The 12104-nt window shown below is 72.9% G+C and carries 11 protein-coding genes; 4 read left to right on the forward strand and 7 right to left on the reverse strand.

Annotation, left to right across the window (positions count from 1 at the left end):
• The first annotated feature begins 186 nt into the window (after nt 1-186).
• The gene (locus ACZ7MF_RS36025) at nt 187-1614 is read left to right on the forward strand and encodes a uracil-xanthine permease family protein (protein ID WP_471482399.1); all 1428 of its coding nucleotides are present in this window, start codon (nt 187-189) and stop codon (nt 1612-1614) included.
• Here ACZ7MF_RS36025 and ACZ7MF_RS36030 read toward each other — a convergent pair.
• Nucleotides 1596-2747, reverse strand: a complete 1152-nt coding sequence (locus ACZ7MF_RS36030; protein WP_471482400.1) for a glycoside hydrolase family 6 protein — start codon at nt 2745-2747, stop codon at nt 1596-1598. The two genes, ACZ7MF_RS36025 and ACZ7MF_RS36030, sit on opposite strands and share 19 nt — an antisense overlap.
• 173 nt (nt 2748-2920) lie before the next feature.
• Between ACZ7MF_RS36030 and ACZ7MF_RS36035 the strand changes: the two genes are divergently transcribed.
• Nucleotides 2921-3616 carry a DUF5995 family protein gene (locus ACZ7MF_RS36035; RefSeq protein WP_471482401.1) on the forward strand — a complete coding sequence of 232 codons (696 nt, stop codon included), beginning with the start codon at nt 2921-2923 and terminating at the stop codon, nt 3614-3616.
• Between the two features lie 133 nt (nt 3617-3749).
• The gene (locus ACZ7MF_RS36040) at nt 3750-4682 is read left to right on the forward strand and encodes an LLM class F420-dependent oxidoreductase (RefSeq protein ID WP_471482402.1); all 933 of its coding nucleotides are present in this window, start codon (nt 3750-3752) and stop codon (nt 4680-4682) included.
• A 3-nt stretch (nt 4683-4685) separates the two neighbouring features.
• Here the strand turns inward: ACZ7MF_RS36040 and ACZ7MF_RS36045 are convergent, their stop codons facing one another.
• Entirely contained in the window at nt 4686-6383 is a 1698-nt protein-coding gene (locus tag ACZ7MF_RS36045; RefSeq protein WP_471482403.1) for a flavin monoamine oxidase family protein, read from the reverse strand.
• A 73-nt stretch (nt 6384-6456) separates the two neighbouring features.
• On the reverse strand, nt 6457-7245 hold the full coding sequence (locus ACZ7MF_RS36050) for a carbon-nitrogen hydrolase family protein (RefSeq protein WP_471482404.1): 789 nt from the start codon (nt 7243-7245) through the stop codon (nt 6457-6459).
• A gap of 308 nt (nt 7246-7553) precedes the next feature.
• On the opposite strand from ACZ7MF_RS36050, the gene ACZ7MF_RS36055 reads away from it, so the two are divergent.
• Nucleotides 7554-8111 carry a Repetin gene (locus tag ACZ7MF_RS36055; protein ID WP_471482405.1) on the forward strand — a complete coding sequence of 186 codons (558 nt, stop codon included), beginning with the start codon at nt 7554-7556 and terminating at the stop codon, nt 8109-8111.
• Here the strand turns inward: ACZ7MF_RS36055 and ACZ7MF_RS36060 are convergent.
• The 4 genes from ACZ7MF_RS36060 to ACZ7MF_RS36075 all read right to left on the reverse strand — a co-directional run bounded on the left by ACZ7MF_RS36060 (nt 8059) and on the right by ACZ7MF_RS36075 (nt 12100).
• Nucleotides 8059-9300 (reverse strand): MFS transporter, encoded by a 1242-nt coding sequence (locus tag ACZ7MF_RS36060; protein ID WP_471482406.1) that lies wholly within the window; start codon nt 9298-9300, stop codon nt 8059-8061. The genes ACZ7MF_RS36055 and ACZ7MF_RS36060 overlap by 53 nt on opposite strands.
• A 148-nt stretch (nt 9301-9448) precedes the next feature.
• Nucleotides 9449-9901 (reverse strand): Lrp/AsnC family transcriptional regulator, encoded by a 453-nt coding sequence (locus ACZ7MF_RS36065; protein ID WP_003977367.1) that lies wholly within the window; start codon nt 9899-9901, stop codon nt 9449-9451.
• Between the two features lie 15 nt (nt 9902-9916).
• Nucleotides 9917-11407, reverse strand: coding sequence for an amino acid permease (locus ACZ7MF_RS36070; protein WP_471482407.1), 1491 nt, complete (start codon nt 11405-11407; stop codon nt 9917-9919).
• Nucleotides 11408-11704: 297 nt separating this feature from the next.
• Entirely contained in the window at nt 11705-12100 is a 396-nt protein-coding gene (locus tag ACZ7MF_RS36075) for a hypothetical protein (RefSeq protein WP_471482408.1), read from the reverse strand.
• Nucleotides 12101-12104 lie beyond the last annotated feature (4 nt).

The following is a 12104-nucleotide window of genomic DNA, read 5'->3' on the forward strand; positions in this document are numbered from 1 at the left end:
GTGGTGCGGGGTGGTACGCGTGGTGTGTCGGCGCGTCGCGTGGTGTGTCGGCGCGTACGGGGACAACCACCATCCTAAGCGGACGCTCAGGACGCGCTTCGGGGAAGGGCGCAGGTCAACCGCACGGCCGGGCACCCCCGACAATGGTCCGGTCAGACCTCGGCACAGAGAAAGCGAAACCTCACCATGGACCTCGGCGTGCGTTGGAAACTGCACGGGGACGGGAAGGTACCCGCCCCCGGAGCGGTGGTCCGCCCCGACGAACGGCTCTCGTGGCCCCGCACGGCCGGGCTCGGCGCCCAGCACGTGGTGGCCATGTTCGGGGCGTCCTTCGTGGCTCCGGTCCTGATGGGCCTGGACCCCAACCTCGCGATCATGATGTCGGGCGTCGCGACCGTCATCTTCCTGCTCGCCACCCGCGGCCGGGTGCCCAGCTACCTCGGCTGCTCGCTCTCCTTCGTCGGCGTCGCCGCGGTCATCCGGGCACAGGGCGGCACCAGCGCCACGGTGACCGGCGCGGTCCTCGTCGTCGGCGTCGCGCTGTTCCTGGTGGGGCTCGCCGTGCAGCGGTTCGGGGCGCGGATCATCCACGCCGCGATGCCGCCGGTCGTCACCGGCGCGGTGGTGATGCTGATCGGCTTCAACCTGGCCCCGGTGACCGCGTCCACGTACTGGCCGCAGGACCAGTGGACGGCGCTGTTCGTGATGCTGTTCACCGGTCTGGCCGTGGTCTGCCTGCGCGGCTTCTGGTCCCGGATCGCGATCTTCCTGGGGCTGGTTTTCGGATACGTCCTGTCCTGGGCGCTCGACCGGATCTTCGGGAAGATCCACTCGGTGGACGGCAGCGGCAAGCTCACCGACCACTGGCGGCTGGACTTCTCAGCCGTGGGCCAGGCCGACTGGATCGGGCTGCCGGCCTTCCACGGGCCGAGCTTCGAGTGGTCGGCGATCCTGGTCGCCCTGCCCGTCGTCATCGCCCTGATCGCGGAGAACGCCGGACACGTCAAGGCGGTCGGCGAGATGACCGGCGACAACCTCGACGACAGGCTCGGCACGGCGATCTCGGCCGACGGCATCGGCTCGGTGCTCTCCACCGCCGTCGGTGGCCCGCCCAACACCACGTACTCCGAGAACATCGGCGTGATGGCCGCGACCCGGGTCTACTCGACGGCCGCCTACTGGGCGGCGGCCGGTTTCGCCCTGCTCTTCGGCCTCTGCCCGAAGTTCGGCGCGGTCGTGGCGGCGATCCCGGGCGGCGTCCTCGGCGGCATCACCGTCATCCTCTACGGCATGATCGGGCTGCTCGGCGCCCAGATCTGGATCAACGCCAAGGTGGACATGCGCAACCCGCTGAACCTGGTGCCGGCCGCCGCGGGCATCATCATCGGCGTCGGCAACGTCAGCATGGAGTTCACCGACACGTTCTCGCTCAGCGGCATCGCGCTCGGCACCCTGGTCGTCATCACCGGCTACCACGCGCTGCGCGCCTTCGCCCCGGCCCACCTCAAGACGCAGCAGCCGCTGCTGGACGAGGGCACGTCGTCGTACGACGAGAAGACGGCGGAGGGCGGCGCGGGCGGCGACGGCGACGGGACTCAGCGCGCCAGGTCGTAGGCGTACGACGGGGTGAACGTGCCCGGTTCCCCCTTGCAGCCGTCGGACTCCCCCGGGAGCTTGACCCACAGGTAGGCGTCGATGCGCCCCATGCCGGTGCTCAGGGTCGGTGCGCGGCCGATCCGGCGGCCGGCCGGGTCGCACCACTCGCCGTCCGGCGGGGCGCCGTTGCCGTTGCGGCTGGTGTCGATGACGGCGCCGAGGCTCGCCGGGCCGCCGAGGGCGTCGAGGACCGCGCGGTCGTAGGCGACCTCGTCGGCGGTGGCGTGGAAGTTGGAGACGTTGCTGAAGACGCCGTCGGAGGAGTCGGCCGAGGCGGCACCGGCCTGCTTCAGCCAGCCTGCCTGCTTGGCGGGCGCGTGCCAGCCGGAGTGGCCCGCGTCGTAGTAGACCCGGGCGGCCGGGTTGGCGTCCTTCATGACCCGCCCGGCGCGGGCCAGCGAGGCGAAGCGGTCGGCACGCTCACCGGCGGTCAGGCACTCGGACTGGGCGACCGAGTCGGGCTCCAGCACGACGATCACCTCGCCGGAGCCCAGCCCGGCGGCGAACCGGTCGATCCAGGCGTCGTAGGCGTCGAGGTCGGGCGCGCCGCCCTGCGAGTGGCCGCCGCAGTCGCGGTCGGGTATCGCGTACGGCACGAGGACCGGCACCCGGCCCTGGGCGGCGCCCGCGGCGGTCACGGCACGGACCCGGGAGGTGATGGTGGCCGGTGTGTGGTCGGCGAACCAGACGGCGGCCGGGTGGCCGGCGATCCGGGACGCGATGACGTCCTGGCGCGGGTCGTCGGGGTGGGCCCGGACCCAGTCGAGGATTTGGGAGTCGGGGTGCCGGTAGAGCCGGGTGGCGGCGTCCGTCGTCCGGGGGTCCTTCTTCGTGGAGTTGCGCTTCGGCGAAGGAGAGGACGTGGGCTTCCCGGCGGTCGGTGACGGCGACGCCGACGGCGACGCGGGTCGCGACGACACCGCCGACGCGGACGGGGACGGGGACGGGGAGACCGGCAGGGCGTCCAGCCGCACCGAGTGGGTCACCCGCGGACGGCCGGCGTCGGCACCGCCGCCGTCCTCACCGCCGAGCGCGGTGAGCATTCCGGCGGCGGTCCCCACGGCGACGACGACGGACGCAGCCGCGACCATCGCACCGCGTCCCGCGGCGCGCCTGCGCTCGGTCCTGCGAGCAGCCCGACGCCGGGCACGACGGCCTGACACGTACGGTCCCCCTCCCCCGCGCGGCGGGCGCGTTCCCCCGTTCTGGGGAAGCGTCGGGCCCGCCGGCACTCCCGTCAGCCTAAAGCTGCCACGCTGCGGCCATGGCGCACTGCGAGCAAGTCCCGACGGCCGCCTCGACGGTGGACACCGTCCTGTCCCGGATGCGCGCCCTCGACACCGCGCTGCCGGCCCGGGACGGAGTGGGGGTCTTCAACCGCGTCTACCTCGCCGTCACGGAGGCCGTGGACCGGCACATCGACGGCGGCCGGTTCGCGGACGCCTCGGCCGCGACCGCGCTGGACGTGCGGTTCGCGGAGCGCTATCTGGCCGCCGTGGACGCGGCGGAGGAGGACCGCCGTCCGCCCGCCTGCTGGCGCCCCCTGTTCCAGTTCCGCCGCCACCCCGGGGTACGGCCGCTGCAGTTCGCGCTGGCGGGCATCAACGCGCACATCGGCCACGACCTCGCGCTGGCCGTGGTGGACACCTGTCGTACGCTCGGCTGCGAACCCGTCGACCTGGAGGACGAGTTCGACCGCGTGGGCGATCTCCTCGTCTCGCTGGAGGAGCGCATCCGCGACGAGCTGATGCCGGGTCCCGACCTCCTCCAGATCGCCGACCCGCTGACCCATCTGCTGGGCTCCTGGAGCCTGGACCGCGCCCGCGAGGCCACCTGGGCGGCGGCCCGCGCGCTGTGGGCCCTGCGCCGGCTGCCGGACGTCGCCGGGGAGTTCACCGTACGGCTGGACGCCGCGGTGGGCTTCGCGGGCCGCATGCTGCTCACACCGCTGCCGGACTGACCGGCCGGTTCCCGCGGCGTGCGGTCCCGGAACTCCCGCCCGATCGCTGTACGTTGAAACTGGTGGGCCCCATGGGCAACCTGGTGGGAACCATGGGCGACATCGCACCCCGACTGCGAAGGAGTACCCCGGTATGACGACCCGGCTCGGACTCGGCCTCCCCCAGATGCGGCAGTACGACATCGGCAAGGACGTCCCCGACGTGGCGCGCGCGGCGGAGCGGATGGGCTACGAGAGCCTGTGGGTGTTCGAGCGCGCCCTGTTCCCGGAGCCCGCGACCCAGGGCCTCTACGGCATCGAGGGACTGCCCTGGCCGGACACGTACCGGAGCGTGGCGGAGCCGCTGGTGAGCCTCGCCCTCGCCGCCGCGGTCACGGAGCGGGTCCGGCTGGGCACGAGCGTGCTGGTCGCCCCGCTGCACGTCCCCTTCCAGCTGGCCAGGTCGCTGGCCACGCTGGACGCGGCAAGCGGCGGCCGGGTGGTGGCGGGCTTCGGCACCGGCTGGTCGCACGACGAGTACGCGGCGGCCTCCGTGCGGCCGTTCGCCGAGCGCGGCGCCGCCCTCGACGAGCTGATCGGGGTGTGCCGCGCGGTATGGGGGCCCGATCCGGTGGTGTACGACGGGGAGGTCACGAAGATCGCGTCCGCCGTGGTCGGCCCCAAACCCGCCCGGCCGATCCCGATCCTGCTGGCGGCGGGCGACAGCGGGCGGGCCCGGCGCCGCCTGGTCGACCACGCCGAAGGCTGGCTGCCGACCGGCATCGGCGCCGAGACCGTCGCCGCGCAGTTGCGGGCACTGCGGGAACTGGCCGCCGAGCGGGGCCGCACGAAGCCGATCCGGACGGTGCTGCGGGTCAACACCCGCTACAGCGCGGCGAACTACGAGGGCTCCGACCGCCGCCCCTTCCAGGGCGGCGTCGACCAGATCGTCGAGGACCTGGCCGCGCACGCCGAGGTCGGTTTCGACGTGATCCTCATCGACGTGCAGAGCACCACGCGCGACGCCGAGGAACTCAAGGACGTCGCCGCCCAGGTGTACGAGAAGGCGAGGGCGGCCGGGGTCTAGGCCCTAGTCCTCGGGGAGCTCCACCGGCGCGATCTCCTCGTACAGGTCGCCGGGGCCGGGGTTGGTCGCGTCGGTCTCGCCGCCCAGGTGGTGCATGACGCCCCAGACCGCGTTCAGCGCGGTCTGGACGGCGCCCTCGGCCCAGCCGGCCGTCCAGGAGATGTCGTCTCCGGCGAGGAAGATGCCCCGCTTGTCCTCCGGCAGCCGTTCCTGCATGAAGTGCGTGAACAGGCGCCGCTGGTAGCGGTAGTGCCCGGGCAGGTTGGCCTTGAACGCGCCCATGAAGTAGGGCTCGTTCTCCCAGGAGACCGTCACCGGGTTGCCGATGACGTGCTTCCTGATGTCGACCTTCGGGTAGATCTCGCCGAGCGACTTCAGCATGACCTCCATCCGCTCGTTCGCGGACAGCGGCAGCCACTTCAGGCTGTCGTCGCACCAGGTGTAGGAGAGGCAGATGACGGCGGGCCTGTCCGGTCCGTCGTCGAGGAGGTAGGTGCCGCGCGTCATACGGTCGGTGAGCGTCATCGACATGACGTCCCGGCCCGTGTCTTCGTCCTTGTCCAGCCAGAAGGGCCGGTCCACGGGCACGAAGAGCTTGGAGCTCTCCATGTAGTGGGTCCGCTCGATCGCGGTCCAGTGGTCGATCGGGAAGAGCGAGTCGTCGCAGGCGATCTTCGAGAGCAGCATCCAGGACTGGGCGGTGAAGATCGCCGCCCGGTAGGTGCGGATGTCGCCGTCGGCGTCGGTCACCGTGATGCGGTTGCCCGCGGTGCGGTTCAGCCGGGTCACGGCCGGGCGGGGCTCGCCGTCCGCGTGCAGGGCCTTCAACGAGGTGCCGTACGGCCAGTGGACGATCTTCTCGGGCTCGCGCTCCCACAGCCGGAGCGGCAGCTGCTGGGAGCCGCCGACGATGCCGCGGTGGTGGTCGTCGGCCTCGGTGTAGACGACGCGGAGGATCTCCAGGATGGAGTTGGGGAAGTCGGTGTCCCAGCCGCCGGTGCCGAAGCCGACCTGGCCGAAGATCTCGCGGTGCCGGAAGGACTTGAAGGCCTCCGAGTCGCACAGGAAGCCGTAGAAGGTCTGGTTGTCGAGCCTCTCGACCAGCTTCGCCCAGATCTCGCGGATGCGCGGGACGTCGCGCTCGCGCAGGGCGCGGTTCATGTCGGTGAAGTCGGCGCCCTCTTCGAGGCACTTCGCCCAGGCGTCGGCCACGTCCCGGTAGACCTGCGGCAGGTCGTCGAGGGTCTCCGCGTAGTGCGACTCGCCCTTGAGGTCGACGACGGTCGACGGCGTGGCCTCGGCGAGGGGGTTGGGGAAGGCTTGGGTCCGAAGGCCCACCAGGTCGATGTAGTGCTGGAGGGCGGTGGAGGACGGCGGAAAGCGCATCGCGCCCATCTCGGCGGTCAGCGAGGGGTCGCAGCCGTCGAAGCCGACGGTGCGCAGGCGGCCGCCGATCCGGTCGGCCTCGTAGACGACGGGCCTCAGGCCCATCTTCATCAGCTCGTAGGCGGCCACGATGCCGGACAGGCCGCCGCCGATGACGGCGACCTCGGTGCCGTGCTCGGTGGCGGGTATCTGGCCGAGTCCCGCCGGGTGGGCGAGGAAGTCGTCGTACGCGTACGGGAAGTCCGGCCCGAACATGGTGATCGGCGGCTGCTGCTCGTCTGCGTGCTCGATCGCGTTGGGCACGGTGGACGTCATGGGGTACGGACTCCTTGCGCGGGTGGAACGGGTGGAACGGCGAAAGCGGGTGGCGGGACGCGCGGTTCGGGGCTCAGCCGAGGGCGCCGTAGAGGCCGGGGCGGCGGTCCTTCAGGTACGGGTTGGCCTCGCGGGACGCGGCCAGGAAGGCCGGGTCGACGTCGGCGAGGATCAGCTCCTCCGCCCGCCCGGCGCGGGCGCGGGCGACGCCGTCGGGCCCCACGAGGGTGGACAGGCCGACGAACTCGAACTCGCCCTCCCGGCCGACACGGTCGACGTACGCGACGTACATCTGGTTCTCGAAGGCCCGCACCGGCACCACCGACTCGGCGACGAACTGGAACGGGTGCATCTGCGCGGTCGGGACGAGCAGCAGGTCGGTGCCGGCCAGGGCGTGGGCACGGACGTTCTCCGGGAACTCGACGTCGTAGCAGATCATCAGGCCGACGGTGAGGCCGTTCAGCTCGGCCTGGACGACGGGCTGCTCGCCGGGGGTGAAGTGGTCGCGCTCGAAGCAGCCGAAGAGGTGGGTCTTGCGGTAGCCCGCGAGCCGGGTGCCGTCCGCGGTGATGAGCTGGACGGAGTTGAAGACGCGCGCGCCGTCCCGCTCGGGGTAGCCGTACGCGACGGCCAGCCCGTGGCACCCGGCGATCTCCGCGACGGCGTCGGCCGCGTCGCCGTCGGCGGGTTCGGCGAGGACGCCGACGGCGTCGCCGATGGCGTATCCGGTCAGGAACAGCTCGGAGGTGACGAGCAGCGCGGCTCCCGCGGCGGCGGCGCGGCCCGCGGCCTCGTCGAGGACCTTGAGGTTCTCGGCGGTGGAGCCGGGGCGGCCGGAGCTCTGGAGCAGGGCGGTGCGCATGCGTGTTCCTCACCGGTCGCAGGGGGGTTCGGGGGCCAGATAGACGGTACGGTCGGCGGACTCGGCCGGACAAGACGGACCTGTTGCGCGCCGGTGAGCGGATCGTTGCGTGCCCCGGGCACCGCACGGCGATTCGTTGCGCACCCTGCGGCGGGTGCGGTCCTCGTCCCCCGGGAGCAGACCGGGCCGGCGCTCCCCGCCGCGCGGCGGAGGCGGCTCCCGTCCTGGGTCCGATGTGGTGCGGGCGCGGCGCCGGGACAGTGGTGACCGTTCGGTTCACCGGCTTCGATCCACGGGAGACGACCGCCATGAAACGCCGTACCGCGACCGCCGCGCTCTGCGCCGCCCTGCTGCTCACCGCCGTCACCACGGGCGCGGCGGTCGCCGCCGGCCCCGACGGGAAGCCGCACGACGGCCCGCCCCCGAGGGAGGCCGCCGCCCTGACCGGCACCGCCAAGCTGTACCGGTCGGCGGGGGACGACATCACCTTCACCTTCGACGCCCATCTGGCGGCCGAGGACAATGACGACCCCCTGAAGGCGACCGGGACCTTCGCGTTCAGCCACTACCTGGACGGCAGGGGGGCGCGGGCCGAGGCCACCGTGGACTGTCTCCTGACCGGCGGTGACGTGGCTGTCGTCTCCGGCGTCATCACCGACTCCGACCTGCCCGGCGCGGAGGGCAAGCGGGTCGGCATCACCGTCCACGACCTGGGCCGCCACGACCGCCTCGGCTACAGCTGGGCGGCGACGGGCAGCCCCGCGGAGGGCGGGGAGCTGCCCCGGTGCGTGGGGTCAGCGCCCTTCGAGAAGGTCAGGAAGGGGACCGGCGACTTCGACGTCGTGCCCTGGCAGCCGCGGCTGTAGTCCGGGCGGCGCCGGTCAGCAGCAGCGCCGTCAGGAGGTACGGCAGCGCGGAGAGCGCGAAGGCGGTGCCGTGGCCCCATGCCGTGGCCGCCGCCGCGTAGGCACCGTAGGTGGCGAGGTTGCCCAGCTCGGTGCCGAGGCCCGCGACCGAGGTCAGGGTGGCCCGCCCGGTGTCGTCGATGCGCTGCTGGAGGCGGGCGTCGGCCAGCACGGTCGCCAGCTGGAAGCCGCCGAAGGCGAAGGCCACCAGGACCAGGGCGGCCGGTGTGCCGGCGAGGCCCCCGACGGCCAGGGCGAGCGCGGAACCGGTGAGCAGGGCGACGAACCCGTGGGGGGTCAGGCGCTCCGCCACACCGGCCAGCAGGCTGCCGGCCGTGGCTCCGGCCCAGATCACCAGCAGCAGCCAGGGCACGGTCTCGGCCGCCACGCCGGTGTCGCGCGCCAGCAGCGGCGTGTACTCGTCGAGCGCGCCCCACACCGCGGTCACGGCCGGTACGAGGAGCAGCGCGCCGCGCACGGACCGGTCGGCGCGGGCGTCGGCGAGTCCGGCACGCAGGGTCGCGGACCAGCGCTCGCCGCCGCCGGAGGGTGTCCGGTGCTCGGGGAACCGGGTGGCCACGGCCGCTGCCGCCAGACAGGCGAGCACGCTCGCGGCGCCCACCGCCTCGTAGCCGCCCCAGGCGAAGACCGGACCGGCCAGGCCCATGGCGGACATGGTCGCGGCGATGCCGATCGCCCGGGCCCGGCCCATGACGCGGGCGTAGTGGTCGGCCGCGCCGGCCCGCTCGAGTTCGTCGTAGACCAGCGCCTCCAGCGCGCCCGAGCCGAGCGCGCCGCCCGCGCCCCACAGCACGAAGCCGAGCGCGAAGGCGCCGTAGGAGGGCGCGAGCACCCACAGCGCGAAGCCGGCGGCGGTGAGCAGCGGGCCGAGGATCAGCAGCAGCCGCCGGGAGACGGCGTCGGCCCAGGCGCCGGACGGCACCTCGAGCAGCACGCCGGTCAGCGACCACAGGGCGAACAGCGAGGCCGTCTGCCAGACGGACAGACCGGTGTCGCTGAACAGCAGCGCGTACACCGGGTAGAGCAGGACGAACTCGTCGCAGAACGCGGAGGCGTACAGCGTGCGCACGAGCCGGCGGGTGCCGACGAGCGCGGCGGCGGCGCGCTCGGGCGGAGGTGAGACGGTCATGAGGCCTTCCCGAGGGGGCGGATCGGACACCGGAGGTACGGCGTCCGGGGCGGCCCTCGGGAGGAGGCGCTACGGGTGACGCGGGTGGATCAATGTCGTCGGCTCATGGCACCGATGCTAGACGCCGGCCGGCGTCCTGCCCATGGGGTTACGTGGGCGAGCCCGACGAGAAGCGCCGCAGCAGCGGGGAGAGCACCAGCACGGACTTGGTGCGCTCCACGAACGGCTCCCCGGCGATCCGCTCCAGGACCCGCTCGAAGTGCCGCATGTCGGAGGCGAAGACCTGGGCGACCGCGTCCGCGTCCCCGGTGACGGTGGACGCGGCCACGACCTCCTGGTAGCGCTCCAGGCCCCGCTGGATGGTCTCGGGCGAGGTGTTGCGGCGGCAGAAGATCTCGACGAACCCCTCCGTCTCCCAGCCGAGCGCGGCGGGGTCGACCCGTACCGTGAAGCCGGTGATGGCTCCGGTGGCGCGCAGCCGGTCCACGCGCCGTTTCACGGCGGGCGCGGAGAGGCCGACCGACTGCCCGATGTCCGCGTAGGAGCGGCGGGCGTCCTCGGCGAGGGCGTGCACGATGCGTTCGTCGAGATCGTTCAGCACTGCGGGTCGTTCACTTCACTTCTGGTGCGTGCGGACCTCGGACGGGTCCGGTGTGGCGAGTCGGGAGCGGCGGTGGCCGTACCCGAAGTAGAACACGAGCCCGACCGCCATCCAGACACCGAAGACCACCCAGGTGACGGTGGACAGGCTGCCCATCATCCAGACGCAGAAGCCGAAGCCGAGGGCGGGCAGGACCGGCGACAGCGGGACGCGGAAGGTGCGGCGCATGTCGGGTCGGGTCCGGCGCAGCATCACGACGGCGACGTTGACGAGCGCGAAGGCGAAGAGGGTGCCGATGCTGGTGGCGTCGGCGAGCTGTCCGAGCGGGATGGCGGCGGCGAGGACGCCGCAGAACAGGGAGACGATCAGCGTGTTGGCGCGGGGTGCGCCGGTCTTCGGGTGGACCCGGGAGAACACCTTGGGCACCAGCCCGTCGCGGGACATGGCGAACAGGACGCGGGTCTGGCCGTAGAGGACGGTCAGGACGACGCTGGCGATGGCGACGACGGCGCAGAAGGCCAGCAGGGTGCCCCAGAAGCTCTGCCCGGTGACGTCGGTCATGATCTGCGCGAGGGAGGCCTCGGAGTCGGTGAAGGTCCGCCAGGGCTTGGCGCCGACGGCGACGGCGGCGACCAGGACGTACAGCACCGTGACGATGACGAGGGACAGCATGATCGCGCGGGGCAGGTCGCGCTGGGCGTTCTTCGCCTCCTCGCCGGCGGTGGAGGCGGCGTCGAAGCCGATGTAGGAGAAGAAGAGCGTCGCCCCGGCCGCGCTGACCCCGGCCATGCCGAGCGGCATGAAGTGCTCGTAGTTGCCGGAACGGAAGCCCTGCACGCCGATCGCGCAGAAGAGCACCAGGGCCGCGATCTTGACGACGACCATGATCGTGTTGGCGCGGGCGGACTCGCGGGCGCCGCCGAGCAGGAACGTCATGGCGAGGAGCACGACGATCAGTGCGGGGAGGTTGAAGATCCCGCCGTCGCCGGGCGGTGCCGACAGGGCCGCGGGGAGGGTGACGCCGACGGTGCCGTCGAGCAGTTCGTTCAGGTACTCGCCCCAGCCGACGGCGACGGCGGCCACGGACACGCCGTACTCCAGGATCAGGCACCAGCCGCAGATCCAGGCGACCAGTTCGCCCATGGTGGCGTAGGCGTACGAGTACGAGGATCCGGCGACCGGGATGGTGCCGGCCAGCTCGGCGTAGGACAGGGCCGAGAAGAGCGCGGTGAGGCCCGCGATGACGAAGGACAGCGTGACGGCCGGTCCGGCCTTGGGGACGGCCTCGCCGAGGACGACGAAGATGCCGGTGCCGAGGGTGGCTCCGATGCTGATCATCGTGAGCTGCCAGAGGCCGAGGGAGCGGCGGAGGCTGCCGCCCTCGCCCTGGCCGCCCTCGGCGACCAGGCGTTCCACCGGCTTGCGGCGCGTGAGGCGCGCGGCCAGGCCCGGGGACGGTGGGGTGGCCGATGCGTCGTGGTGCGGGGGTGCGCCTTGGTCGAGCACGCGTTGACTCCTTTGTCGCTGCCGGTCGCACCGCCGGGGTGGGCGGACGGCTCCCGGCGGGCCTGGGGAGCGGCGGGGACCTGGGGGCGCGCTCGTGCAGAACGGGAACCCACCGAGCGGGGTCCCCGCCACGCCACGTACAGCGCAGAACACTACGAGCGGGGCGGTGCCCCGGTAATGCAGCAACCTTGCGCGTTCGGGCACGATCGTTGCGTTCGACGCGGCAGCGCGGGTGTTCGTTGCGCGCGGGGTGCGCGGTGGTGCGCCCGGGGGCGACGGACGGTGGATCGGGGCTGGTCAGTGGCTGTCCGGCTCGCCCGCGGCGGCGCGTGCCTCGGCCGCGTCCGCGGCGTCGAAGCCGATCTCTCCGGGCCGGCCGCGGGCGGCCTCCTGGGCGTCGATCCAGCGCATGTGCGCCTCCCAGGCGGCCTGCTTGCTGGTGCCGAGGGCGGCTCCGATCTGCGCCCAGGAGGCACCGGCCTCGCGGGCGGCCCGGACGGTGAGCTGGCGCCCGTAGGCGGCCTTGCGGGCGACCACCTCGCTCAGCGCGAGCAGTTCGAGGAGCTGGGGGCGGTCCAGGGCCTCGTCGTCGCTGCCGAATCCGGCGAGGGACTCGCGGGCGCGCAGCTCGTCGAGCCGGGCCACGGCGGTGAGCAGGGTGTACTGCGGCTCGATGCTCTGCGGTGTCGTCATGCGT

The sequence above is a fragment of the Streptomyces sp. NPDC111628 genome, assembly GCF_055635195.1.

Coding starts and splice junctions, on each gene's coding strand:
- ACZ7MF_RS36025 (WP_471482399.1), top strand. CDS start 187: ATGGACCTCGGCGTGCGTTGGAAACTGCACGGGGACGGGAAGGTACCC.
- ACZ7MF_RS36030 (WP_471482400.1), bottom strand. CDS start 2,747: ATGGTCGCGGCTGCGTCCGTCGTCGTCGCCGTGGGGACCGCCGCCGGA.
- ACZ7MF_RS36035 (WP_471482401.1), top strand. CDS start 2,921: ATGGCGCACTGCGAGCAAGTCCCGACGGCCGCCTCGACGGTGGACACC.
- ACZ7MF_RS36040 (WP_471482402.1), top strand. CDS start 3,750: ATGACGACCCGGCTCGGACTCGGCCTCCCCCAGATGCGGCAGTACGAC.
- ACZ7MF_RS36045 (WP_471482403.1), bottom strand. CDS start 6,383: ATGACGTCCACCGTGCCCAACGCGATCGAGCACGCAGACGAGCAGCAG.
- ACZ7MF_RS36050 (WP_471482404.1), bottom strand. CDS start 7,245: ATGCGCACCGCCCTGCTCCAGAGCTCCGGCCGCCCCGGCTCCACCGCC.
- ACZ7MF_RS36055 (WP_471482405.1), top strand. CDS start 7,554: ATGAAACGCCGTACCGCGACCGCCGCGCTCTGCGCCGCCCTGCTGCTC.
- ACZ7MF_RS36060 (WP_471482406.1), bottom strand. CDS start 9,300: ATGACCGTCTCACCTCCGCCCGAGCGCGCCGCCGCCGCGCTCGTCGGC.
- ACZ7MF_RS36075 (WP_471482408.1), bottom strand. CDS start 12,100: ATGACGACACCGCAGAGCATCGAGCCGCAGTACACCCTGCTCACCGCC.